This is a genomic window from Salmonella sp. 2018103 (assembly GCF_026247685.1).
Taxonomy (GTDB): Bacteria; Pseudomonadota; Gammaproteobacteria; order Enterobacterales; family Enterobacteriaceae; genus Salmonella; species Salmonella enterica.
Genome location: NZ_CP111029.1, coordinates 1,481,335 through 1,504,047, shown reverse-complemented (window position 1 = coordinate 1,504,047; position 22,713 = coordinate 1,481,335). Strand labels below are relative to the sequence as shown.

Below are 22,713 nucleotides of genomic sequence, written 5' to 3'. Positions count from 1 at the left end.
ATGATTAAAGCAGTGATTTCGCGGCTTCTACAATCGCTTCGGCGGTGAGTCCGTACTCTTGTTGTAAGAAATCCTGCGTTCCTACCTGCCCATAACGATCTTTGACGCCAACACGGCGCATCGGCACCGGGCAGTTTTCCACCAGCACTTCCGCCACCGCTGACCCCAGTCCATTATGGATGCTGTGGTTTTCACACGTGACGATACGCCGCGTTTTTTCCGCGTAGTTTTTCACCAACATGCGATCGATAGGCTTTAAGGTGAACATATCAATGACCGCGGCGCTCACGCCTTCCTGCTCCAGTTGGCGCGCCGCCTCCAGCGCCTCCGTCACCATAATACCGTTGGCGATAAGCGTAATATCATCGCCCTCGCGCAGTACGTTGCCCTTGCCAATGGTAAAGGTAGAGCCTGGCGCATAGATACTCCGCGCCTGCTTACGGATAGTACGTAGCCAGTAAAAACCGTCCAGGTCCATTAGCTGGCGTAAAATATCCGCGAACATCACCGCATCCGTCACCTCCAGTACTACGGAGTGCGCCAGCCCGCGAACAATCCCCATATCTTCAAAAGACATATGGGTGCCGCCGTTATGGCACGCTGTCACTCCGGCATCGGAGGCGATCACTTTGACGTTGTTACGCTGATAATCCAGCGCCATAAAGAGCTGATCAAAACAGCGACGGCTGGCAAAAGCGGTAAAGGTATGCACAAACGGTTTACGACCGGTCAGCGCCAGCCCCGCCGCAGTGCCAATCACATTCGCCTCCATAATACCGCAGTTAATGACATGCTGCGGGTAGTCACGCGCCACGCTGTCCATCGCCATTGAGCTCATTAAATCAGCCTCAAGCGCAATAATTGGGCTTCCGGCCTCAATCTGCCCGGCGACAAAACCGGCGTAAACTTTGCGCATTTCGATATCGTCTTTAAGCCCTGCGGGCGCAAGCTTAATCATGCATGACCTCCAGTTGATGAATGGCCTCATTGAGCGTCTGCTTCATGCCATCCGTCAGGCGTAAGTGGTGAGAATTCGTTAACTGCTCCAGGCATGGCACCCCCTGCCCTTTAATGCTGTCAAGGATCACAACCCGTGGCTGGGCATCGGCGGGTGGCACAGGCTGAACCACCGCCAGTAGTCCGGCGATATCATCGCCTTTGACTGTGACGACATCGAAACCAAACGCGCGGAATTTCCCTTCCAGATCGAATGGATTGATAATCTCCTCCAGCTCACCGTCAAGCTGCTGTTTGTTCCAGTCAATGAAAACGGTCAGATTATTCAGGCGATGGTGGGCAATAAACTGAAACGCCTCCCAGCACTGCCCTTCATTGAGCTCCCCATCACCGACAATGCAAAATACCCGGTTGGGTCGCCGCGCCAGTTTATGCGACAAAGCCATTCCGCCCGCAATAGAGATGCCCTGTCCCAGTGAGCCGGTCGTGGCGTCCACGCCGCGCGTTTTTAGCCGATCCGGATGGCTGGGAAGACGGGTGCCGTTCTGGTTAAGCGTATTCAGCTCTTCGCGCGGGAAATAGCCTTTAATCGCCAGGGTACTGTACAACGCGGGGCCCGCATGGCCTTTCGACAGCACGAAGTAATCGCGCTCCGGCCAGTCCGGGTCGGCAGGGTCGATTTTCATCACCGCGCCGTACAGAACCGCCAGAGTCTCCACTACCGACATGCTGCCGCCATAGTGACCAAAGCCAAGATGGTTTAAGGATTTGAGCGTGGCGACGCGAATGTCGCGCGCCAGTTGGGTGATTTCGGTTACGTTCATTCTTTCGCTCCGCTATTTTCCTGCACTTCGGCATTCGCTTTTTTGTTTTTGGCCAACACGTTGTACGCCACCAGTAGCGCGAATAGCGCCACCACCAGCCCCGTGATAGCCATCGGCGACAGATAACGCGCCAGGTTGCCCAGCAAAATACCGATTACGCCAAAGTCAGCATCCGAGAACGTGGTATTGGCGAAGCCGATCGCGCCGAGAACCGGCAGTAACAGCACTGGCAGGAAAGTGATTAATAGACCATTAGCAAATGCGCCGATCATCGCCCCGCGGCGACCGCCGGTGGCATTGCCAAAGACGCCTGCGGTCGCGCCGGTAAAGAAGTGCGGCACAACGCCTGGCAGGATTAACACAAGCTTCATCTGTCCAAGCAGGAACAGCCCCACCAGCCCGCCGAGAAAACTGAACAGGAAGCCAATCAGTACCGCGTTAGGGGCATAGGGATACACCACCGGGCAGTCCAGCGCCGGACGCGCGTTTGGCACCAGTTTTTCTGAAAATCCGGTAAAGGCCGGAACAATTTCCGCCAGAATCAGACGGACGCCTTGCAGAATGATGAATACGCCGGCGGCGAAGGTGATTGCCATGATGATGGCGTACACCAGATAGTTTTGCCCGCCGCTAAACGTCGCTTCGACATACTCACGCCCTGCGCTGACTGCCATGATCAGATAGATAATCATCATGGTCAGCGAAATCGAGATAGAACTGTCGCGTAAAAAACTGAGGTTTTTCGGCAGGTTCATCTCTTCCGTGGAGCGGGAGCCTTTACCACACAGGCTGCCAATCCAGCCGGAAAGCACATATCCCAGGGTACCGAAGTGACCAAACGCAATGTCATCGGTACCGGTAATCCGCCTCATATAACGTTGGGCCAACGCCGGGAAGAAGGCCATCACCAGCCCCAGGATCAGCGATCCGGTGAAGACCAGCCCTACGCCCTCAAAACCCGCCACGGTCAGGATTACGCCAATCATACAGGCCATGTAAAAGGTGTGATGCCCGGTCAAAAAGATATATTTAAGACGCGTAAAGCGCGCCACGACAATATTGGCCACCATACCAAATGCCATAATTAACGCCGTGGACGCGCCATATTTCTCCAGCGCGATTGAAACTATCGCTTCATTATTAGGAATAATGCCCTGAATATTAAAAGCGTGTTCAAACATACCCCCTAGCGGATTTAATGAACCCACCAGTACGGTTGCGCCGCCGCCAAGCACAATAAAACCTAAAATGGTTTTAATCGTGCCTTTTACCACATCGGAAAATGCTTTTTTCTGCGCCACCAGACCAATCAGCGCAATTAATCCTACAAGCACCGAGGGCACTTTTAAAATATCAACAACAAAATTCAGCGTTTCAAGGATAAACATATCCACCTCGCCAGCAATAATTATTGTTTAGCGAACCATGCGCGCAGCTGCGTTTCCAGTTCGTTGATGTCGATGATGTTATTGATCACCACCAGTTGGCTTTCCGGTACGCTAGCGCTGGCCGCAATATCTTTGGCCATTACAAAAAGATCGGCGGCCCCGGGCGTGGCCGATGAGAGATCGGAGTGTTCCACTTCAGCGTCAATATTGAGTTTCTTTAATACTTTTTTAATGTTCATTTCTACCATAAAACTACTACCCAGGCCGGAACCGCAAATTGCCATGATTTTCATTATTGTCACCTTTTAAAAGTAGAGTTGGTCTGCATCACGCACGGGCGCAATGTTATTTACCGCAAGAAAATGGAATAAAATCAGAAACGGTCAATAATCGTTTTAATGTCCTCCAGGTTTTTTGCCTGATGTAATTTTTCCATATCTACATCACTGGAAAATAATTCCGCCAGCGCCGATATCATTTCGATATGACTGTGCTTATCAGGCGCCGCCAGCATAATAATGATGTCAACCGGATCGAATTCGTCTGCGCCAAATGAAACGCCGCGCTGTAGTTTCAGTAACGATAAACCTAACCCTTTCGCCCCCTCTTCCGGCCTCGCATGCGGCATCGCTAACCCTGGCGCTAATACATAATACGGCCCAAGCTTTTGGTGCTGCTGAACAATCGCCGTAATGTATTCCGGTGCGATAACACCTGCGTCCAGCAGGGGTTTGCCGCAAATTTCCAGCGCCTGCGGCCACGTTTCCACGCTCTCCTGTAGCGTGATGGTTGCGTCAGATAACCAGGTTCCCAGCATGTTATTCGCCCCCACGGTGTATGAAATTATGAACAAACTTTATTCAAGCCATTCGATATTAGCTGCGATCGTTATCACAAAGATAGCGCTACCAGCGACTATTACTCAGAATTGTGATAGCGCTATCAAATTAAAATCATGGTGTGAAATCACAGCAAAAAAGCGGATTTAAGGCGTATACTGCCAATTATGCGAAGCAAAGAACGACAATAAAAAAGCATCTCAACATGTTGTAATGACGCAGGAATTTGTATGTCGATACCCCGTAAACGGCGCAGTACCGGTAAAGTGACTATCGCCGATGTAGCCCAACTTGCTGGTGTAGGCACGATGACCGTATCACGAGCCTTACGCACGCCGGAACAGGTCTCTGATAAACTCCGGGAAAAAATCGAAGCGGCAGTGCATGAGCTGGGCTATATGCCTAATCTCGCCGCCAGCGCGCTGGCGTCTGCCTCCTCGCACACCATCGCGATGGTCGTACCGAACCTTGCGGAAGCGGGGTGTTCTGAAATGTTCGCCGGGCTGCAACAAATTTTACAGCCCGCAGGCTACCAGATTATGCTGGCGGAATCGCAGCATCGCGTGGAACAAGAGGAGAAGCTGCTCGAAACGCTGCTGGCCTCCAACATTGCCGCGGCGATTCTGCTTAGCGTCGAACATAGCACTACTGTGCGCCAGTGGCTGAAAAATGCCTCTATCCCGGTGATGGAGATGGGCGCGATTCGCAGCGATCCTATTGATATGAATATCGGTATTGATAACGTTGCGGCAATGTATGAGCTGACGGAAATGCTGATTCAGCGCGGTTATCAGAATATCGGGCTACTATGCGCCAATCAGGAGCAGTGGATTTTTCAGCAACATCTGCACGGCTGGTACAAAGCGATGCTTCGCCACCATATGTCGCCAAACCGGGTGATTAATGCCGCCTTGCCGCCCAATTTTTCTACCGGCGCGTCGCAACTGCCGGAGTTTTTACTGGCGTGGCCGGAGCTGGACGCGCTGGTATGCGTATCGGATGAGCTGGCCTGCGGCGCGTTATACGAGTGCCAACGACGGCGGATCAAAGTTCCGGACGATTTAGCAGTGGTCGGGTTTGGCGATAGCGATGTCAGCCGGGTCTGCCAGCCGCCGTTAACCACAATGGCCGTACCGCACCGTAAGATTGGCAGTGAAGCCGGACGGGCGCTGTTGGAAAGGTTAAATCAGGGAAACTGGAGCGATCGAAAATCCATCGCCTCCAGTTTATGTATGCGGGAAAGCTGCTAAAACGCTTATTCCGTCTCTTCCGGTTTCTCCTGGAGCGCGGCTTCGTTTTTGGCGTTGCGGGTCATCCACAGCGCCAGCGCTTTGAGCGAGTCCGGCGTAAACTCATCACAGCGCGCGGTGATCTCCTCCGGAGTCAGCCAACACACTTCGCTGACTTCATCTTCCTGAAGCGCGAAAGGCCCGTGGGAAACGCAGCTAAACAGAGCGCCCCAAACCCGGCAATGTGGGTCTTCAAAGTAAAACAGACCGTGTTCGGCAAACGGCACGCCTGCAATACCCAACTCTTCTTCCGCTTCGCGGCGGGCAGATTCCAGTAGCTGCTCATCAGCCTGGACCACGCCGCCTGCGGTAGCATCTAACATACCGGGCAAAAAATCTTTTGTTTCGGTACGACGCTGCACCAGAATTTTACCCATACCATCATGAACGACGATATACGTCGCACGATGCCGTAAGCGTTGCGCACGCATCTGTTCCCGGCTGGACTGTGCAATGACTTCATTGTCTTCATTCACAATATCCACCCATTCCGTACTTGCCAAACGACGCTGTTCCACCATCAGGAAACCTTCTTATTTCTGGCGCTCTTACGGCGCATTTACGTTTGTGAGGTAAATTACGAGTTAATTGCAACCTGCGCAATGATACTTTGATCATTGAGTGCGATTACGCTCAACACATTATTATCCAGAATACCGTAGCTTGCCGCATACCCGCCTTTCGGGATGCTCACTGACCCAGGATTAAAGTGATACAGTCCTTCCTGCTGTTGCGCCACCGGCAGATGCGTATGACCATAGACCAACACATCGCCAGTATGCAGAGCGGGCAGATTCGTCGGCCCGAAGAGGTGCCCATGCGTTAAAAATAGCCGCCTCTCTTGCGTCAATATTTGCTGCCACGGCGCAGTTATCGGAAAATGCAGCAGCATCTGATCCACTTCGCTATCGCAGTTGCCGCGCACGGCAATGATTTGCGTCGCCACCGCGTTCAGGCGTTCGGCGACCTGAGCGGGCGCATAGCCTTCAGGCAGCGCATTTCGCGGCCCGTGGTTAAGGACATCGCCTAATATCACCAGCCAACGCGCGCCGCTTTGCGCGAACCGCTCAAGCACGCGTTCCGTGGCGGGTAAAGAACCATGAATGTCCGATGCGAACATCAGTTTCATCGCTCACTCCTCGTTGTGAAAAACGGCGTTATGATACTGGAATATGAATAGATTTTCAGCCTGAACGCTTCGAGGAAAGCGCAATAAAACGCTGTACGGAAGCACGCTGCCACTGGAATGTCGCATACGCCGCCAGCGACGCCGGCACGTCATCGCCATGCAGCGCCAGACGATTGATCATCAATGCCAGATCGGTATCGGCAATGCACCATTCACCAAATAAATTTTGCGTCCCCTGCCCCAATAGCGCTTCAGCCGTCGCAAACAGTTTTGCCGCGCTGGCTTTTCCAGCCTCGCTTAGCGGCGCTTTTTTCGCCCCGGCAAACACCACGTCGGTAGGCCGTTCTTCGCGAAGCGGCAGTAAATCGCTGCGTAGCCACGCCTGAATCTGTCGCGCGCGGGCGCGTTTTTGTAAATCGTGCGGGTAGATACGCTCCCACTGCGGCGGCGCGAAACGCTCCTCCAGGTATTCCGCAATAGCGGACGACTCGCTCAGCTCAAAATTGTCGGCCTCAAGCACCGGTACGCGCTGCGTCAGCGCATATCCCCGCCAGCCAGGTTGCAGATGTTCTCCCTGGTCCAGATCGCGGGTTTTCAGAGTAAAGGAAAGCCCTTTTTCTTGTAATGCCACCCAGGCGGACAAGACGTAGGGAGAGAAAAAGTTCGCATCCGACCACAGCACAATAACAGGCTTACTCATAATGTCCTCTTGAGGGCGTATTAGGTTTCTTCCCAAAATATAGCGTCTTTCGCCTGCTGTCACCTGATGAAAACTCACACACATCAGGAGGCTTTCTATACTTAATTCAGCCCAGACTCTTTACGCACATGCAGGAGCCAAAATGATTGACCTTTACTACGCCCCCACGCCCAACGGGCATAAAATAACGCTGTTTCTGGAAGAGGCGGAGCTGGCGTATCGTTTGCTAAAAGTAGATATCAGCAAGGGCAATCAGTTTCGCCCTGATTTTTTGGCTATCTCTCCCAATAATAAAATTCCTGCCATCGTCGATCACGCCCCGGCAGACGGCGGTCAACCGCTTAGTCTTTTTGAATCCGGCGAAATTCTTCTCTACCTGGCGGAAAAAAGCGGCAAACTGCTTAGCGGGGAGCTGCGTGAACGCCATACCACGCTGCAATGGCTGTTCTGGCAGGTCGGCGGGTTAGGGCCGATGCTGGGCCAGAATCACCACTTTAACCACTTTGCGCCGCAGGCCATCCCCTATGCGATTGAACGCTATCAGGTTGAAACGCAACGCTTATACAACGTCCTGAATAAACGCCTGGAAACCTCCCCGTGGCTGGGCGGCGACCACTACAGTATTGCGGATATCGCCAGTTGGCCGTGGGTTAACGCACATCAGCGTCAGCGAATCGATCTTGATACCTACCCGGCGGTGTATAACTGGTTTGAACGCATTCGCACGCGTCCTGCGACAGCGCGCGCACTGTTACAAGCGCAACTGCACTGTAACAGTACGAAAGCGTAACGCGGTAGCATACATCATGTATGATGTAGAGGTGTATACACGGAAAAAACCTGCGTCCGGCACCCTTATTCGTATTAAAAACCTGACATTAGGGAAGAGGAAATCCTCCCTACTCTGGAGGTCATATGCAGATTCTGATTACCGGCGGTACGGGCCTGATAGGGCGTCATCTCATTCCCCGGCTGTTAACACTGGGGCACCAGGTGACGGTCGTTACGCGCAATCCCGATAACGCGCGTCAGATTCTCGATTCCAGAGTGACATTATGGAAAGAGCTGGCGGAACGTGAGCACCTCAATGAGATTGATGCCATCATCAATCTGGCGGGCGAACCGATTGCCGACAAGCGCTGGACGTCGCAACAAAAAGAACGGTTGTGCCAAAGCCGCTGGGCTATCACGCAAAAGTTGGTGGATTTAATTCATGCCAGCGCAACGCCGCCCTCGGTGTTGATATCCGGCTCCGCCACGGGCTATTACGGCGATCTGGGCGACGTTGTCGTCACTGAAGATGAGCCGCCGCACAACGAATTTACGCATAAACTTTGCGCCCGCTGGGAACAGATTGCCTGTCGTGCGCAGAGCGACCAGACCCGCGTCTGCCTGCTGCGTACCGGCGTTGTCCTGGCGCCGCAAGGCGGGATTCTGGGGAAAATGGTTCCGCCGTTTCGCCTCGGACTCGGCGGTCCGGTGGGTAATGGTCGGCAATATCTGGCCTGGATTCACATCGACGATATGGTCAACGGCATTCTGTGGCTGCTGGATAACGATCTTCGCGGTCCCTTCAATATGGTCTCGCCGTATCCCGTCCATAATGAGCATTTTGCTCATGCGCTGGGTCGCGCGCTGCGCCGTCCAGCGATTATTCGCATTCCGGCGACGGCAATTCGCTTATTGATGGGAGAGTCGTCAGTGCTGGTGCTGGGCGGACAGCGGGCGCTGCCAAAACGGCTTGAAGCCGCCGGATTCGCATTTCGCTGGTATGATTTAGAAGAGGCGCTGGCGGATGTGATTCGCTAGTTCCCAAAGCGCCGTATCCTGCCCGGTAAGCGATGCGCCGCCGGGCTTCTTTTATTTCAGCGAGCCTTTCAGGAATTGCTGTAAACGCGGGCTTTGCGGATTGCCGAACACCTGCTCCGGATCACCCTCTTCTTCAATTTTCCCCTGATGCAGAAAAATAACGTGCGAAGAGACATGGCGAGCGAAGCCCATTTCATGCGTGACCACCACCATCGTTTTGCCTTCTTCCGCCAGTTGTTGCATGATGCGCAACACTTCGCCGACCAGTTCAGGATCGAGTGCCGATGTGGGTTCATCGAACAGTAAAACGTCAGGTTCCATCGCCAGCGCGCGCGCAATAGAAACGCGCTGCTGTTGGCCGCCGGAGAGATGGACGGGATATTTGCCCTGAGCGCGCTCATCAATCCCCACCTTCGCCAGATATTTCAACGCCCGCTCGCGCGCGTCGTGCTTGCTTAATCCCAGTACCTGAATCGGCGCTTCCATCACATTTTCCAGCACCGTCATGTGGCTCCAGAGGTTAAAGTGCTGAAACACCATCGTCAGGCGGGTACGCAACAAGCGTAGCTGATTTTTATCCGCCACTTTGAGCTGCCCGTCTTTGTCGCGCACCAGATTAATGTTCTGACCGTTCACGATAATCGCGCCTTCGCTCGGTTTTTCGAGGAAGTTAATACAGCGCAAAAAAGTACTTTTACCGGAGCCGGACGAGCCGATAATGCTAATCACATCTCCGGCGCGGGCCTGCAGCGATACCCCTTTCAGCACTTCATGACCGCCGTAGCGTTTGTGCAAATCGATAACGTGTAATTTATTTTCTGACATCATGTTACTCGAATTATTTAGAGGACACGTGCTGCAACCAGCGTCTTTCCGCCCGACGGAACAGGCTTATCAGGACATACGAAATGAGTAAATACAACACGGCGGCAATGCCAAACGCGGTAAACGGCTGGTAAGTCGCTGAGTTAATATCGCGGGCGATTTTCAACAAATCCGGCACCGTCGCGGTAAACGCCAGCGCCGTAGAGTGCAGCATTAAAATCACTTCGTTGCTGTAGGCAGGCAAGGCGATGCGTAATGCCGACGGCAAAATAATGCAGCGATACATTTTAAATGACGAGAAGCCATAGGCCCGTGCCGCTTCAATTTCACCGTGCGGTACCGAACGAATCGCCCCCGCGAAAATTTCCGTGGTGTACGCGCAGGTATTCAGCGTCAGCGCCAGTACGGTACAGTTCAGTCCGCTGCGGAAAAACGCGTTAAGAAGATCGGTGCCTTTGACTATCTCCAGCGTATACATCCCCGAATAGAACACCAGTAGCTGTACGTACAGCGGCGTACCGCGAAAAATATACGTAAACAGCCAGATGGGAAAACGGATGAATTTATTACTGGAAACGCGACCTACCGCCAGAATCACCGCCAGAAGACCGCCCATCACCACCGATGAAATTAACAGCCACAGCGTAATCGCCACGCCGGTAAAACGATAGCCATCCGTCCACAGCAGGGATTTCCAGTACTCCTGAATGATCTCAATCACAAATCGGCCCTCTTCACGCCCACGGAATAGCGACGCTCAAGTAAGAGCAGCACACCATTGGAAACGGTGGTAAATACCAGGTAGATGAGTCCACAGACCACGGCAAAATAGAAAGGCTCCCAGGTGCTTTTGCCGGCAAGCTGCGTGGCTTTGACGACATCTTCCAGGCCCAGCAGCGACACCAGCGCCGTCGCTTTGAGTATCACCTGCCAGTTATTGCCGATCCCCGGCAGGGCGTAACGCATCATCGCCGGGAACATAATCCGCCGGAAGGTTTGCCCGTGGGTAAAACCAAAAGCCGTCGCCGCCTCGATATGGCCTTTCGGCACAGCCATAAACGCGCCGCGAAAGGTTTCGGTAAAATAGGCGCCGTAGATGAAACCAAGGGTGATAATACCGGCCACCATCGGATCAATATCTATCTGGTCGATACCCAGCGAATCGGTCACCACGTTAAGCGCGATTTGCAATCCGTAAAATATCAGCAGCATTAAGACCAGATCCGGCACCCCGCGAATCAGGGTGGTGTACCCTTCAAAAATAAGCCCCGTTACCCGGTTTTGCGAAAGCTTCGCCCCCGCGCCGACGAGACCAATAAGCACGGCCAGCACAACGGAACTGAGCGCCAGTTCCAGCGTGACGATCGCGCCCTGTAAAATTACGCCTGAAAACCCGTACAACATGCAGCCTGTCCTGTTGTGTGTGGTGAAGTAAGAAGCCTCTTTTGCATTTTTGCCTCACATCACGCCGGATGGCGGCTGTGCCTTGCCCGGCCTACGATGCTCCCCGTAGGCCTGACACGCACAGCGCCATCAGGCAATGCAGACAGTCAACATTCTTTGGGCTTTATCTGCACCGACGGTGATTAACCGCCATAAACATCAAAATCAAAGTACTTTTTCGCCAGCTTTTCGTAAGTACCGTCAGCACGCATTTCAGCAAAGGCTTTGTTCAGCGCTTCGCGCAGCTCGTTATCCTCTTTGCGCAGCCCCATACCGGTTCCTACGCCGAATAACTTCTCATCTTTCACCGCCGGGCCACCGAATTTATAGTCTTTTCCGACAGGCTGTTTAAGGAAACCTTCGCTGGCCGCGACCTCGTCCTGGAACGCTGCATCAATACGACCCGCCGTCAGATCGGAATAAATGTTGTCCTGCCCCTGGTAAGAGACGATCTCAATCCCTTTCGGCGCCCAGTGCTCATTGCCGAAGGTCTCCTGCGTCGTCCCCTGTAGCACGCCGACGCGCTTGCCTTTCAGCGACGCGACGGTTGGCTGAATATCAGAGTTCTTCGCCACCACCAGACGGGAATCAGCGGCGTAAAGCTTGTCGGTAAACGCGATTTCCTGCTGGCGCTTTTCAGTGATGGACAGCGAGGACATGATGGCATCAATTTTCTTCGCTTTTAAAGACGGAATCAGCGCATCCAGCGGGTTTTCCACGAACGTACACTGTGTGTTGATACGTTTGCACAGCTCTTTGGCCAGATCGATATCAAAGCCGACCAATTCACCTTGTGCATTTTTGGATTCAAACGGTGCGTATGTAGGATCGGTACCGATACGAATCTTTTGTGGAATAGCGGCAAATGCTGCGGTAGCGCTGGAAAATGCCAGCACCAGAGAAAGGGATAACGCCAGTTTTTTCATAACTATCCTCAACAGACTGTCTTTCCAGGAGATCTTTACAGATCCGATGCGACTATCGTGCCATTAATCAGGCCGACAAGGCAAAGCATTCTACCTTGTCAGCCGGTTTATTTTGCATAAAAATCGATTAAGTATGCATTTATGCGCCTGTTCCGCAACGGCTTATGCACCAAAAAGGTGCAAAACATCTATTTTGCACCGTGATAGTTCCCCGGCGCGGCGCGTTATCCCCTTCCCTCAATCGCCGTAGACATTAAAATCGAAGTACTTTTTGGCCATTTTGTCGTAAGTTCCGTCCTGGCGCAGTTCGGTCAGCGCTTTATCAAACGCGGCTTTTAGCTCGGTATCGTCTTTACGCAGCCCAACCCCCGTCCCGTCGCCAAAATATTTTTTATCCTTCACGGAAGGACCGGCAAACGCATACTCTTTGCCCGCTGGCTGCTTCAGGAAACCTTCGCTGGCGGCGACTTCATCCTGTAATGCGGCATCCAGACGACCGGCGGTTAAATCGGAATAGATAAGATCCTGGTTGGCATAAGCCACCACATCCACACCTTTAGTGCGCCAGTTATCATTGGCATAAGCCTCTTGCGTGGACCCTTGCAGCACGCCGACATGCTTGCCTTTCAGCGATTCCAGCGTCGGCTGAATGGGAGACCCTTTTGCCGCAATCAGGCGTGAATCCGCCGCGTAAAGTTTGTCGGAAAACGCAATTTCTTGCTGGCGTTTATCAGTGATAGAGAGCGATGAAATAATGGCATCAATTTTTTTCGCTTTTAGTGAGGGAATAAGCGCATCAAAGTCGCTGGCGACCCAGGTACATTTCACCTGCATACGCTTACACATTTCATTACCGAGATCGATATCAAAGCCAATAAACTCGCCTTTGGCATCTTTTGATGAGAAAGGCGCGTAGGTGGTATCTGTTCCAATACGAACCGTTTGTGGGAGCGCGGCGTAACTGGCCGCCGTCGCGCCCAGACCTATCAGCAAAGACAAAGCGAGAACGGTCTTCTTCATACATACCCCTCAAGTGGCGTCATTTTCTTATGTTTTACGTGGTGTTGTGTGTTTGCAGACTTTTTCATGCAGGTCTTATGCCATTTTCACGTCAGCAAAACGATTCGACGTTAAATTTGTTAATAAAACGTTGCAATATTGTCCTGATGTTGAAGATAGCAGGTATGACGGTTGAACCGCAGCGTTTCGGCGGCTTTTAACGAATTAAATGTTGAGGATATGATCGCGGTTACAAAATTGCCCTGAAACAGGGCAACAGGGACAATAATGCACGCTAAACAGACAACGCTATGCGCCCTGCCAGCGAACAAAAAGATCGTGCGGAAGGGGGATATCAAACTGATCCAAAACTCGGTTAACCGTTTGATTTATAATATCATCTAACGTCTGAGGAAGATGATAAAAAGCCGGAACCGGCGGCATAATCACCGCGCCTATCTCAGCGGCCTGGGTCATTAAACGCAAATGCCCGATATGCAGCGGCGTTTCGCGCACACACAGCACCAGAGGTCGCCGCTCTTTTAATATCACATCCGCCGCGCGGGTAAGCAGTCCGTCAGTATAACTGTGGACAATCCCCGACAGCGTTTTAATCGAACAGGGCAAGATAACCATTCCCGCCGTCGGGTAAGAGCCCGAGGAAATGCTGGCGGCAATGTCGCGCGCATCGTGCGTCACATCGGCCAGCGCCTGCACCTCGCGCAGCGAAAAATGGGTCTCCAGCGCCAGCGTTTGCCGGGCCGCCTGGCTCATCACCAGATGCGTTTCCACGCTATCGACATCGCGCAAAATTTGTAATAAGCGCACGCCATAAATCGCTCCGCTGGCGCCGCTAATTCCTACAATGAGTCGTTTCATGTTCTCTTACCGTTTACGAGCGCCGTTCATCCCACTGTGTTACGTAATCGGCTCAAAGTGGGTCTGAAGAGATACCATGACAAAAGAATCCCTATCATAAAAGCCAGCTCAACCAACATTATCACTACCCCTTGCTCACTAAACCAGGTGCCGACCATAATGGCAAAATTGGTGATAATGACAAATCGGGCCGTCCAGGGAAAAAGCGGCGATCGATAGCGTAGCAAATCGCTGGCGTACGTTCCATTACGCACCGATTGTCGGAAGCGATACTGGCACCATCCGATGGTTATCCATGCCAGGCAACCCACCTGCCCGGTACTGGCGATCAGATATAAATAAAATTGCTGTGCGGGAATATAGCGGGTCAGCAACGACACCAACGCCAGCAAGGCCGTGATTAAAATAGCATACACCGGCACGCCGCCGCCGTTCGTTTTACCAAAGCAGGCTGGCGCAAAGCGATCGCCCGCCATAGACCACAGCATACGCGAACTGGCGTAAATGGCCGAGTTAGCGGCAGAAACCGCGGCGGAAAAGATCACCAGCGTCATCAGCGTATCCGCCCCGGGAATGCCCGCGTGGGAGAATACCCATACAAAGGGACTTTGTCCATTTGGCGTCAGTGCATGCGGATAGACCAGCGCCAGCACCGCAATCGCCAGGCCGTAAAACAAAATGATTCTGAGACCGATCCCCAGGATCACTTTCGGTAAAATAATGTGCGGCGATTCGGTCTCCCCTGCCGCATTTCCTACCAGTTCCACCCCCTGGAAGGAGTAAATCACGATCGTCATACAGACCACAATTTGCTCCCAACCGTGGGGAAACCACATTCCGTCTGTTTTTAACGTCGGGTGCCAGTCACTATGGCCCATTAGCGAGTAGATCATGACTCCGCCCGCGCAGATAAACAGCACGATCGCGAAGACCTTAATGGCCGAAAGCCAGTATTCGCATTCGCCAAAACTTTTTGCGGAGGTAAGATTGATGGCCGTCAGGATGAGCAGAATCGCCAGGCAGAACATATATACCGGAACCGCGGGGAAAAACTGGTGAGCAATAAACCCTGCGGCAGTGAGGTCGGCTGCCAGGGAAAAGACCCAGCTAAACCAGTAAAGCCAGCCAATGGTATAGCTCCAGCAAGGTGACGGCATAAACATCAGCGCGTAATGTTGAAATGAACCGGAGTGAGGAAAGGCGCATGATAATTCGCCAAGACACATCATCGTCGCCAGCATAATGGTTCCGGCAAACAGATAGGCCAGTAAGGTTCCCGCCGGCCCGACGCTGCTTAACGGCTCGGCAATGCCGATAAATAAGCCGGTGCCAATCGTGCCGCCCAGCGACATCATCAGCAGATGCCGTTTCTTCAGGTTACGCCGCAGACCGCCTTCAGGCTCTGCTGGCGGTGATTGTTGCAGGGTATCCATCGTTACTCCCTGTCTTTCGTGAGGTCAAAGATGCCGCCGCGACATAGCCGCGGCGGTTATGCGTTAACGCGTAAACCTCCAGGCGACGCCTTTGGTCTGGCAGGCCATTAACAGGCCCGTATAATCCAGCTCAAAGCGAACCACATCGCCTACTTTTAGCGACTGACGACAATCTTCAATATCCACCAGCGTATGATCGCTGGTTTGCCCTAAGATAGTGATAGCGTCGTCGCATGGCACACAGTTATCCGATGGCACATCCTGACGACCAAACGCCAGCAATGCGCGTCGGCGTATGCCACGATCGACAAAGGTTTTACTTTGCAAAAAGGCATCGACGCCCAGCTCCCCGACCGGGACGGTCGGTTTACTGTTCAGTTCGATGATTTCCGCTTCCAGGATATACATATCGGAACAGGCTTTATCGACCGGTTTTGCGGAGTGGTGAAATTCATTCAGGTATTTCATGTCCACATATTCAATGCCGAATTCATGCAGTCCGCCGATGCGCAGATGATTCAGTCCCTGCGGCCAGATACCTTTATCCAGCAGGTGATAGCTGGTACAATTTCCCGCAGAAAGCCGCCGGACAGGAATACCGCTGTCGGCTTCCAGCCGGGCGGCCAGCGCCAGAAAATCCTCGCCATTTTTTACCGTTGGCAACACGGTGCCGTAACAATTAAAGTTGGTGCCCAGTCCATATAATTCCAGACCGGGCAGACCAGTAATCAGAGTCACGGTCTCAAGAATGCGTTGATATTCACCAAACCAGATACCCTCGCGTAAATCGCCCATATCCACCATCAGTAATACCTGATGCGTTTTCCCCTGGCGTTGGGCTTCCTGCGATAATGCCCGTAATACCACCGGCTCGCTATTTAAACTAATATCCGCGTAGCGCACCACATCTTCGATTTCACTCAGACACGGGCTGCGTAACAGGCAGGTCGTACATCCTGTCTCGCGTATTTTTTTCAAATTATAGGTTCGTGATTCAGCAATAACGGTAATTCCACCGTTGAATACCGCCTGCGCGGTTTCCACGCAGCCGTCAAAAACTTTATTGACAGCCATCACGTCAATACCGCTGCTTGCCAGCAGAGCTTTTTCCGTGCGGGCGTTTTCTTCCAGCTTGCGTAGATTTATTTCCAGAACTGGCATATACATTTTATTTTCCTCCCGCCATGCTTAAACGGGCATTACGTTTCTGCGCCCGATGGTAAATGTACTCCGCGACGACAACCGCCAGCACGGCTCCGCCAATAATCTTCCCGGCGTACTGGAAATATCCGCCCATATCAATTTGAGAAGGCGGAATAAATAACAGCGCAACGGCAAAGGCGATAGAAAGAAAACCCAGCGCGGGTAAAATAGCCGGTAAAACCTTGCCCGGAATTTTAAAACTTCTTGGCGTATCCGGCTGAGTCTTACGTAAACGCCAGAACGCCGGGAACATCACCAGATAAGGAATAAAATAGGTGATGGTCGTTAGCGCCGTTAACATCCAGTAAGCCGCCGCAACGCTTGGCGAAATAAAAGTCGAAAAACACAGGACCGTGACAATAATCGCCTGTACAGTCAAGGCAAAGGCGGGCGTTTTCCACACCGGATGTAATTTGCCGATTCGGTCCCCCAGCAGATTATCTTCACGCGAGGCTTCCTGGAGCATATAAATCGGCCCCACCAGCCAGGAGTTAATCTGCCCGAGAGCGCCAAAAAACATACAGATGGCCATAACAGGAATTAACCACGGCATATGCAGCGTGTCCGCAGCAGCATGCATAGCCTGCATGACGCCTGCCACGATGTCGGTTTTCCCGGCGGGTAAAAGCGTGTTTAGCGCCCAGGTGCCGACCATATAGATCCCAACGATAACGGCGGCGGAGACGGCCATCGCTCGCGGAAAATCACGCTGTGGATTACGGGTACGCCCGGCAATCATCGGGGCGACCTCCAGTCCGGCAAACGCAAACATCATGCTGGATAAGAAAACGATCGTATCCCAGTGTCCGAGATCCGGAATCCAGTTTTTCGCTGTAGTGTAGTCCGTCTGCATCTGGTGTCCGGTACATAGCCATACCACCGCCAGCAAAATGAGGATAGCGGAGGGAATAAATACGCCGCACCAGGCGCTGATGCTATTAATAATTTTTGTCCATTCCATCCCGCGGATATTCATCAGCGTTAATAGCCAGAAAATTACCGCGGAACCAATACCGATAAATGCTTTATTTTCCGCCAGGCCGCCGCCGATCATATAGCCCAACGCGGTAAAGCCGAATTGCAGCATTAATGGGAAAAACAGTACGCAGGAAAAGAGAAAACAAACCACGACAATCCATGCAATACGTTTACCAAATGCCTCTTTAATCCAGACAAATATCCCGCCATCTTTCGGCCAGCCGGTTGACAGCTCGCCGCATACCATCGCTAAAGGAAAAAACAAGCAGAATGCGGCTATCACCCATAACAACATGGCCGATGCCCCGTAAGGCGCCACGTTAGGGATTTGCCGCAAACTCAGAATAGCGATGACATTCATAAAGACAATGTCTTTGATGCCAAGTAAGCCAGAATTCGTGTTACTCATGGCCATCTCCTGTTATGCATTCAGGCATCACTGCCCTCTTCTTATCATCTGACGACGGGCTTCAGCATGAAACTGAAGCCCAAAACAGTATTAATAAATGTCGTACTTGACCATGTCTTCGTAACTGTCTTCCCGACGAATCAGACGCGTCTCACCATTTTTATCGATCATCACCACGCCCGTGCGCGGACGGTTGTTATAAACGGTTTGACTTTCAATGGTGTATGCCCCGGCATCAAGAAACGCGACAATATCGCCAACATGAGTCTCCTTCGGCAGTAAAAACTCTTCGCCTTTCACTCCCATGTGGAAATAATCTCCGCCATCACACAGCGGCCCGGCTAATTTTATCCAGGCGTCGTGCGCTGCCGTCATGCGAGAGGCGTTATAGACATAAAAGAACCAGTCAAAATGCTGGCTGTCAGAGAGTACGCTGTAACCAGCGTCGACAAATTTCCATTCAACGTGGCATTCCACATTGCCGTTAAGATCGTAATTTGTTTTACGTTTTTCGCAGGAGACTTCCGTCAGTAAAACCGCCGCCGACCCGGTCACTTTACGTCCCGGTTCAATACATATTTCCACATCGGTACGCCATTTATGCACTTCGCGAATGACCGCATCGGCAAAATCCTGGGCGGTAATACCGGCATACATATTATCTTTTAACGGGTCGCCATTCTCGTCGTCATATTTATAGGGAACCGGAATTCCGCCGCCCACGTTGATCAAATCAAATTTAATACCGAGCACCTCTTCCAGGCGACGGGATTCATCCACCAGCACTTTAGTCGCTTTTGCGAAAGGCTCTGACTCCGGCACCTGATCGCCCACATGCATATGCAAGCCGCGCAAATGCACATAAGGCATCGCCAGAATGCGGCGGCAGGTTTCTTCCGCCTGTTCCAGGTCGAGACCCGACTTCGCATGGAAAGCGGTAACCAGTTCAGCATGCGTCGCCGAGGGAACATTCGGCTCTACGCGGACGCAAACATTGGCGACTTTCTTCAGCCTGCGAGAGATGGCATCAATATGTTCCAGCTCATACAGGCTATCAACATTAATAAGATACAGATCGTTAGCGATGGCATACTCCAGATCGGCAGGTTTTTTCACCACGCCGTTGAAGACGATCTGATCGCCGCGAAAGCCTATCTCCAGACACTTGCGAACCTCATATTGTGAGTTTGCCTCCGCGCAAATTCCGGCGTCACGAATGGCTTTCAGCACCCCCATGACCGAGCAGGTTTTTGACGCAAAGAAGGTTTTGGTATTTTTATGCGCCGCAAATGCCTGCTGGATTTCATGAATGTTACGAATAATCTCCGGCTCAGAAAACACATAGAACGGCGTGGGGTACTGGCGCGCCAGAGCGTCCAGATCGACCCCTTCAAAACACAAATGACCGTCTTTGTGCTGGAAACGGCGATCGCCGTTGATTACCTGCTCACGTAGCTGGTTGTAATTCTGCATAATCGAGTCAGTCATAACGCCCTCTGCTTAATGTTTATGGTAAAAATCCGCATTCTTTACAGGGATAAAGCAAAAGGCATGCCACTATTTTTTATCAAAATAATCAATTAGTTATAAAAATAAGCTGTTTCTCATTTTCGTCATTGAGTTTGCTATTCATCACAACGACGAAAATTCGTCACTTTTATAATGGCAACATGAACAATAGATATGAGGAATGCATGTATGGCATCCACCAATCAGGAACTGGCCTCGGCGCTCAGGATGTTTTCCCGCTTTTTCGATTTGATTCATCAGCCGTTGGCCGTCATTAATGAGCGTGGTGAATACGTTTACTACAATCAGGAAAGCGCGGATCTGGACGGCTACAGTATTGAACGGGCAATGGGAAAACATATGCTGGATGTCTATCCGGGCATGAAAGAGACCCAAAGTACGATGCTTTCATCGTTAAAAAAAGGCGTGGAATACATTGGCCATTATCAAATTTATTACAATGCGCGAGGCCAGGCCGTTGACTATCAGCACACCACCGCGCCGCTCTATGCAAGCGATGGCGGCATGGTCGGCGTTATCGAAATCGGCAGGAATATGTCTGGCGTCAGGCGGCTCCAGGAGCAGGTGGTAGAACTGAACCAACTGCTGTATGCCGATCACCATGAGAAGCACCATGCCATTATTACCGAAAACCCGGAAATGCTCAGTAATATCGCCAAAGCCAAACGGCTGGCCGCCAGTAATATTCCGGTGACGATTGTCGGGGAGACGGGTACGGGTAAGGAGCTATTTTCCCGCCTGATCCATCAATGCAGCAAGCGGGCGAATAAACCATTTATCGCCCTGAACTGCGGCGCTCTACCGCCTACGCTTATCGAAAGTACGCTTTTCGGCACCGTGCGCGGCGCCTATACCGGCGCGGAAAATAGCCAGGGCTATCTGGAACTGGCAAACGGGGGAACGCTCTTTCTTGATGAGCTGAACGCCATGCCGATAGAGATGCAAAGTAAGCTGCTGCGATTCTTGCAGGATAAAACCTTCTGGCGGCTCGGCGGACAACAGCAACTCCACTCTGATGTCAGGATCGTTGCCGCCATGAACGAAGCGCCCGTCAAATTAATTCAACAAGAACGCCTGCGAGCAGATCTTTTTTATCGGTTGAGCGTCGGAATGTTGACGTTACCGCCGCTGCGCGCCCGCCCGGAAGATATTCCCTTACTGGCGAATTATTTTATTGATAAATACCGTAATGACGTGCCGCAGGATATTCACGGATTAAGCGAGACGGCGCGTGCTGATCTGCTCAATCACGCCTGGCCGGGTAATGTCAGGATGCTGGAAAACGCGATTGTACGCAGCATGATCATGCAGGAAAAAGACGGGCTGCTCAAACACATCATTTTTGAACAGGACGAGTTAAATTTAGGCGTACCGGAAACCGCGCCGGAAAATCCCCTTCCCTCGTCACCCGATCCGCAGTATGAAGGGTCGCTGGAGGTACGGGTTGCCAACTACGAAAGGCATTTAATAGAAACCGCGCTGGATACGCATCAGGGGAATATTGCCGCCGCGGCCCGCAGCCTTAACGTATCCCGCACCACGTTACAGTACAAAGTACAAAAATACGCTATTCGCTTCGGCGTGGTGCGTAATTGACATCGGCCAGCGGCATTGCGCCGCTGGCAAAGCCATTAGCCTTCGTTATGCATTTCCAGGTTTTCCATTTCGTTCTGGAACAGCACCGCTTTGGCGTCGTCATTACGTAATGAATCCAGGAAGTCGAGGTATTGCTGGTCTACGTCTTTGGTGACATATACCCCGTTAAATACCGAACATTCAAACTGCTGGATATCCGGGTTTTCCGCGCGTACGGCTTCGATCAGATCGTTCAGATCCTGGAAGATAAGCCCGTCTGCGCCGATGATCTGACGAATCTCATCCACCTCGCGACCATGCGCGATCAGCTCATTGGCGGTCGGCATATCAATGCCATAGACGTTAGGGAAACGAATTTCCGGCGCGGCGGACGCCAGATAAACCTTCTTCGCGCCGGCTTCCCTGGCCATCTCGATGATCTGCTCTGATGTGGTGCCACGCACGATGGAATCATCCACCAGCAGGACGTTCTTATCGCGGAATTCCGCGCGATTAGCATTGAGCTTACGGCGCACGGATTTACGGCGTAGCTGTTGGCCCGGCATGATAAAGGTACGTCCCACGTAACGATTTTTGACAAATCCCTGGCGGTACGGCTTGCCGAGAATACGGGCAATTTCCAGTGCGATATCGCAGGAGGTTTCCGGGATAGGGATCACGACGTCGATGTCCAGATCTTCCCATTCACGAGCGATTTTTTCGCCAAGTTTGGTGCCCATATTCACACGAGCGCTGTAGACGGAGATTTTGTCGATAAAGGAGTCCGGGCGAGCAAAATAAACGTACTCGAACAGACAGGGGTTACTGACCGGATTATCCGCGCACTGGCGCGTGAACAGTTGCCCCTTTTCGGTAATATAGATAGCTTCGCCTGGCGCAACATCGCGCAGGAATTCAAAGCCCAGCGTATCCAGCGCCACGCTTTCAGAAGCGACCATATACTCCGTACGACCATCGCCAACGTCACGCTTACCCAGCACTAACGGGCGAATGCCGTGCGGATCGCGAAAAGCCACCATGCCGTGGCCGATAATCATCGCCACGCAGGCATAGGCGCCGCGGATTTGACGGTTAGTCGCGGCAATCGCGGCAAAAATATTGTCGGCTTCCAGCGGATAGTGACGGAAGTTGTCGAGCTCGCTGGCGAAAATATTGAGCAGGATTTCGGAATCGGAGGTGGTGTTGATATGACGGCGCTTTTCTTCAAACAGCTTTTTACGTAGCTCGTGCGCGTTAGTCAGGTTGCCATTATGGGCCAACGTGATGCCATACGGCGAGTTAACGTAAAAAGGTTGCGCTTCCGAAGCGCTGGAGCTGCCTGCGGTAGGGTAGCGCACATGGCCGATCCCCATGTTGCCCTGCAAACGCTGCATGTGGCGAGCTTCAAAAATATCGTTCACCAGTCCGTTTGCCTTACGCAAGCGGAAGCAGTTATTCGCATCAATGGTGATGATACCGGCAGCATCCTGACCACGATGCTGGAGCACTGTTAATGCGTCATAAATCGACTGGTTGACCGGCATAACACCGGCGATACCGACAATACCGCACATACGT

General features: G+C 52.2%; 23 protein-coding genes. 4 read left to right on the top strand and 19 right to left on the bottom strand.

Annotated elements, in window-relative coordinates; genetic code table 11:
- Positions 1–4: 4 nt before the first annotated feature.
- The 5 genes from OLG56_RS07175 to OLG56_RS07155 all read right to left on the bottom strand — a co-directional run bounded on the left by OLG56_RS07175 (position 5) and on the right by OLG56_RS07155 (position 3,986).
- Complete coding sequence (locus tag OLG56_RS07175; protein ID WP_061377305.1) at positions 5–958, bottom strand: transketolase family protein; 954 nt, start codon at positions 956–958, stop codon at positions 5–7.
- A complete protein-coding gene (locus tag OLG56_RS07170) occupies positions 951–1,781 on the bottom strand; it encodes a transketolase (RefSeq protein WP_001103265.1) in 831 nt (276 codons plus the stop codon). Before OLG56_RS07170 ends, OLG56_RS07175 begins: the two co-directional genes overlap by 8 nt.
- The gene (locus OLG56_RS07165) at positions 1,778–3,169 is read right to left on the bottom strand and encodes a PTS ascorbate transporter subunit IIC (protein WP_001518515.1); all 1,392 of its coding nucleotides are present in this window, start codon (positions 3,167–3,169) and stop codon (positions 1,778–1,780) included. The genes OLG56_RS07170 and OLG56_RS07165 overlap by 4 nt, the downstream gene beginning before the upstream one ends.
- A 20-nt stretch (positions 3,170–3,189) precedes the next feature.
- Positions 3,190–3,462 carry a PTS sugar transporter subunit IIB gene (locus OLG56_RS07160; RefSeq protein WP_000699818.1) on the bottom strand — a complete coding sequence of 91 codons (273 nt, stop codon included), beginning with the start codon at positions 3,460–3,462 and terminating at the stop codon, positions 3,190–3,192.
- A gap of 80 nt (positions 3,463–3,542) precedes the next feature.
- Entirely contained in the window at positions 3,543–3,986 is a 444-nt protein-coding gene (locus OLG56_RS07155) for a PTS sugar transporter subunit IIA (protein ID WP_000901810.1), read from the bottom strand.
- Positions 3,987–4,238: 252 nt separating this feature from the next.
- Here OLG56_RS07155 and OLG56_RS07150 point away from each other — a divergent pair, with 252 nt between their 5' ends.
- Positions 4,239–5,258 (top strand): LacI family DNA-binding transcriptional regulator, encoded by a 1,020-nt coding sequence (locus OLG56_RS07150; RefSeq protein WP_000026949.1) that lies wholly within the window; start codon positions 4,239–4,241, stop codon positions 5,256–5,258.
- 5 nt (positions 5,259–5,263) lie between these two features.
- Here OLG56_RS07150 and yfcD read toward each other — a convergent pair whose 3' ends face one another.
- The 3 genes from yfcD to yfcF are packed head-to-tail and all read right to left on the bottom strand — an operon-like array spanning position 5,264 to position 7,126.
- Positions 5,264–5,818: an NUDIX hydrolase YfcD gene (gene yfcD / locus OLG56_RS07145; protein WP_000230214.1), complete on the bottom strand. Its 555-nt coding sequence runs from the start codon at positions 5,816–5,818 to the stop codon at positions 5,264–5,266.
- A gap of 56 nt (positions 5,819–5,874) precedes the next feature.
- Positions 5,875–6,426: a phosphodiesterase gene (gene yfcE / locus OLG56_RS07140; protein ID WP_023136746.1), complete on the bottom strand. Its 552-nt coding sequence runs from the start codon at positions 6,424–6,426 to the stop codon at positions 5,875–5,877.
- A 55-nt stretch (positions 6,427–6,481) separates the two neighbouring features.
- Positions 6,482–7,126 (bottom strand): glutathione transferase, encoded by a 645-nt coding sequence (gene yfcF, locus OLG56_RS07135; protein ID WP_000043010.1) that lies wholly within the window; start codon positions 7,124–7,126, stop codon positions 6,482–6,484.
- A gap of 142 nt (positions 7,127–7,268) precedes the next feature.
- On the opposite strand from yfcF, the gene yfcG reads away from it, so the two are divergent.
- Together yfcG and OLG56_RS07125 are read left to right on the top strand one after the other, a co-directional pair.
- The gene (gene yfcG / locus OLG56_RS07130; protein WP_000566563.1) at positions 7,269–7,916 is read left to right on the top strand and encodes a GSH-dependent disulfide bond oxidoreductase; all 648 of its coding nucleotides are present in this window, start codon (positions 7,269–7,271) and stop codon (positions 7,914–7,916) included.
- A gap of 125 nt (positions 7,917–8,041) precedes the next feature.
- Positions 8,042–8,935: a TIGR01777 family oxidoreductase gene (locus OLG56_RS07125; RefSeq protein ID WP_061377304.1), complete on the top strand. Its 894-nt coding sequence runs from the start codon at positions 8,042–8,044 to the stop codon at positions 8,933–8,935.
- A gap of 51 nt (positions 8,936–8,986) precedes the next feature.
- Here the strand turns inward: OLG56_RS07125 and hisP are convergent, their stop codons facing one another.
- The 10 genes from hisP to dokD all read right to left on the bottom strand — a co-directional run bounded on the left by hisP (position 8,987) and on the right by dokD (position 19,518).
- Positions 8,987–9,760 (bottom strand): histidine ABC transporter ATP-binding protein HisP, encoded by a 774-nt coding sequence (gene hisP, locus OLG56_RS07120; protein WP_001293591.1) that lies wholly within the window; start codon positions 9,758–9,760, stop codon positions 8,987–8,989.
- Positions 9,761–9,773: 13 nt separating this feature from the next.
- The gene (hisM, locus tag OLG56_RS07115; protein WP_000569771.1) at positions 9,774–10,481 is read right to left on the bottom strand and encodes a histidine ABC transporter permease HisM; all 708 of its coding nucleotides are present in this window, start codon (positions 10,479–10,481) and stop codon (positions 9,774–9,776) included.
- A complete protein-coding gene (locus OLG56_RS07110; protein WP_000965498.1) occupies positions 10,478–11,164 on the bottom strand; it encodes a histidine ABC transporter permease HisQ in 687 nt (228 codons plus the stop codon). Before OLG56_RS07110 ends, hisM begins: the two co-directional genes overlap by 4 nt.
- A 182-nt stretch (positions 11,165–11,346) precedes the next feature.
- On the bottom strand, positions 11,347–12,129 hold the full coding sequence (gene hisJ / locus OLG56_RS07105) for a histidine ABC transporter substrate-binding protein HisJ (protein WP_000731868.1): 783 nt from the start codon (positions 12,127–12,129) through the stop codon (positions 11,347–11,349).
- Between the two features lie 237 nt (positions 12,130–12,366).
- Positions 12,367–13,149 carry a lysine/arginine/ornithine ABC transporter substrate-binding protein ArgT gene (gene argT / locus OLG56_RS07100; RefSeq protein WP_000754423.1) on the bottom strand — a complete coding sequence of 261 codons (783 nt, stop codon included), beginning with the start codon at positions 13,147–13,149 and terminating at the stop codon, positions 12,367–12,369.
- 288 nt (positions 13,150–13,437) lie between these two features.
- A complete protein-coding gene (locus tag OLG56_RS07095) occupies positions 13,438–14,007 on the bottom strand; it encodes a UbiX family flavin prenyltransferase (protein ID WP_000825680.1) in 570 nt (189 codons plus the stop codon).
- A gap of 26 nt (positions 14,008–14,033) precedes the next feature.
- Positions 14,034–15,440 carry an amino acid permease gene (locus tag OLG56_RS07090; RefSeq protein ID WP_001528328.1) on the bottom strand — a complete coding sequence of 469 codons (1,407 nt, stop codon included), beginning with the start codon at positions 15,438–15,440 and terminating at the stop codon, positions 14,034–14,036.
- Between the two features lie 63 nt (positions 15,441–15,503).
- Complete coding sequence (locus tag OLG56_RS07085) at positions 15,504–16,607, bottom strand: alanine/ornithine racemase family PLP-dependent enzyme (RefSeq protein ID WP_000281907.1); 1,104 nt, start codon at positions 16,605–16,607, stop codon at positions 15,504–15,506.
- A 1-nt stretch (position 16,608) separates the two neighbouring features.
- Positions 16,609–18,030, bottom strand: coding sequence for an APC family permease (locus OLG56_RS07080; protein ID WP_000072512.1), 1,422 nt, complete (start codon positions 18,028–18,030; stop codon positions 16,609–16,611).
- A 90-nt stretch (positions 18,031–18,120) separates the two neighbouring features.
- Complete coding sequence (gene dokD / locus OLG56_RS07075) at positions 18,121–19,518, bottom strand: ornithine/lysine decarboxylase DokD (RefSeq protein WP_000132314.1); 1,398 nt, start codon at positions 19,516–19,518, stop codon at positions 18,121–18,123.
- Positions 19,519–19,728: 210 nt separating this feature from the next.
- On the opposite strand from dokD, the gene OLG56_RS07070 reads away from it, so the two are divergent.
- Positions 19,729–21,156 carry a sigma-54 interaction domain-containing protein gene (locus tag OLG56_RS07070; protein ID WP_000168925.1) on the top strand — a complete coding sequence of 476 codons (1,428 nt, stop codon included), beginning with the start codon at positions 19,729–19,731 and terminating at the stop codon, positions 21,154–21,156.
- 35 nt (positions 21,157–21,191) lie between these two features.
- Here OLG56_RS07070 and purF read toward each other — a convergent pair whose 3' ends face one another.
- The gene (gene purF / locus OLG56_RS07065; RefSeq protein ID WP_000334205.1) at positions 21,192–22,709 is read right to left on the bottom strand and encodes an amidophosphoribosyltransferase; all 1,518 of its coding nucleotides are present in this window, start codon (positions 22,707–22,709) and stop codon (positions 21,192–21,194) included.
- Positions 22,710–22,713: the final 4 nt, after the last annotated feature.

What these genes read in the sequence shown, in the direction of transcription:
- yfcE (WP_023136746.1), bottom strand. Translation starts at nt 6,426, where the DNA reads ATGAAACTGATGTTCGCATCGGACATTCATGGTTCTTTACCCGCCACG.
- hisP (WP_001293591.1), bottom strand. Translation starts at nt 9,760, where the DNA reads ATGTCAGAAAATAAATTACACGTTATCGATTTGCACAAACGCTACGGC.
- OLG56_RS07155 (WP_000901810.1), bottom strand. Translation starts at nt 3,986, where the DNA reads ATGCTGGGAACCTGGTTATCTGACGCAACCATCACGCTACAGGAGAGC.
- OLG56_RS07110 (WP_000965498.1), bottom strand. Translation starts at nt 11,164, where the DNA reads ATGTTGTACGGGTTTTCAGGCGTAATTTTACAGGGCGCGATCGTCACG.
- dokD (WP_000132314.1), bottom strand. Translation starts at nt 19,518, where the DNA reads ATGACTGACTCGATTATGCAGAATTACAACCAGCTACGTGAGCAGGTA.
- OLG56_RS07070 (WP_000168925.1), top strand. Translation starts at nt 19,729, where the DNA reads ATGGCATCCACCAATCAGGAACTGGCCTCGGCGCTCAGGATGTTTTCC.
- OLG56_RS07175 (WP_061377305.1), bottom strand. Translation starts at nt 958, where the DNA reads ATGATTAAGCTTGCGCCCGCAGGGCTTAAAGACGATATCGAAATGCGC.
- OLG56_RS07170 (WP_001103265.1), bottom strand. Translation starts at nt 1,781, where the DNA reads ATGAACGTAACCGAAATCACCCAACTGGCGCGCGACATTCGCGTCGCC.
- OLG56_RS07080 (WP_000072512.1), bottom strand. Translation starts at nt 18,030, where the DNA reads ATGAGTAACACGAATTCTGGCTTACTTGGCATCAAAGACATTGTCTTT.
- yfcG (WP_000566563.1), top strand. Translation starts at nt 7,269, where the DNA reads ATGATTGACCTTTACTACGCCCCCACGCCCAACGGGCATAAAATAACG.
- argT (WP_000754423.1), bottom strand. Translation starts at nt 13,149, where the DNA reads ATGAAGAAGACCGTTCTCGCTTTGTCTTTGCTGATAGGTCTGGGCGCG.
- OLG56_RS07090 (WP_001528328.1), bottom strand. Translation starts at nt 15,440, where the DNA reads ATGGATACCCTGCAACAATCACCGCCAGCAGAGCCTGAAGGCGGTCTG.
- OLG56_RS07165 (WP_001518515.1), bottom strand. Translation starts at nt 3,169, where the DNA reads ATGTTTATCCTTGAAACGCTGAATTTTGTTGTTGATATTTTAAAAGTG.
- OLG56_RS07095 (WP_000825680.1), bottom strand. Translation starts at nt 14,007, where the DNA reads ATGAAACGACTCATTGTAGGAATTAGCGGCGCCAGCGGAGCGATTTAT.
- yfcF (WP_000043010.1), bottom strand. Translation starts at nt 7,126, where the DNA reads ATGAGTAAGCCTGTTATTGTGCTGTGGTCGGATGCGAACTTTTTCTCT.
- OLG56_RS07160 (WP_000699818.1), bottom strand. Translation starts at nt 3,462, where the DNA reads ATGAAAATCATGGCAATTTGCGGTTCCGGCCTGGGTAGTAGTTTTATG.
- hisJ (WP_000731868.1), bottom strand. Translation starts at nt 12,129, where the DNA reads ATGAAAAAACTGGCGTTATCCCTTTCTCTGGTGCTGGCATTTTCCAGC.
- yfcD (WP_000230214.1), bottom strand. Translation starts at nt 5,818, where the DNA reads ATGGTGGAACAGCGTCGTTTGGCAAGTACGGAATGGGTGGATATTGTG.
- OLG56_RS07085 (WP_000281907.1), bottom strand. Translation starts at nt 16,607, where the DNA reads ATGTATATGCCAGTTCTGGAAATAAATCTACGCAAGCTGGAAGAAAAC.
- OLG56_RS07125 (WP_061377304.1), top strand. Translation starts at nt 8,042, where the DNA reads ATGCAGATTCTGATTACCGGCGGTACGGGCCTGATAGGGCGTCATCTC.
- OLG56_RS07150 (WP_000026949.1), top strand. Translation starts at nt 4,239, where the DNA reads ATGTCGATACCCCGTAAACGGCGCAGTACCGGTAAAGTGACTATCGCC.
- purF (WP_000334205.1), bottom strand. Translation starts at nt 22,709, where the DNA reads ATGTGCGGTATTGTCGGTATCGCCGGTGTTATGCCGGTCAACCAGTCG.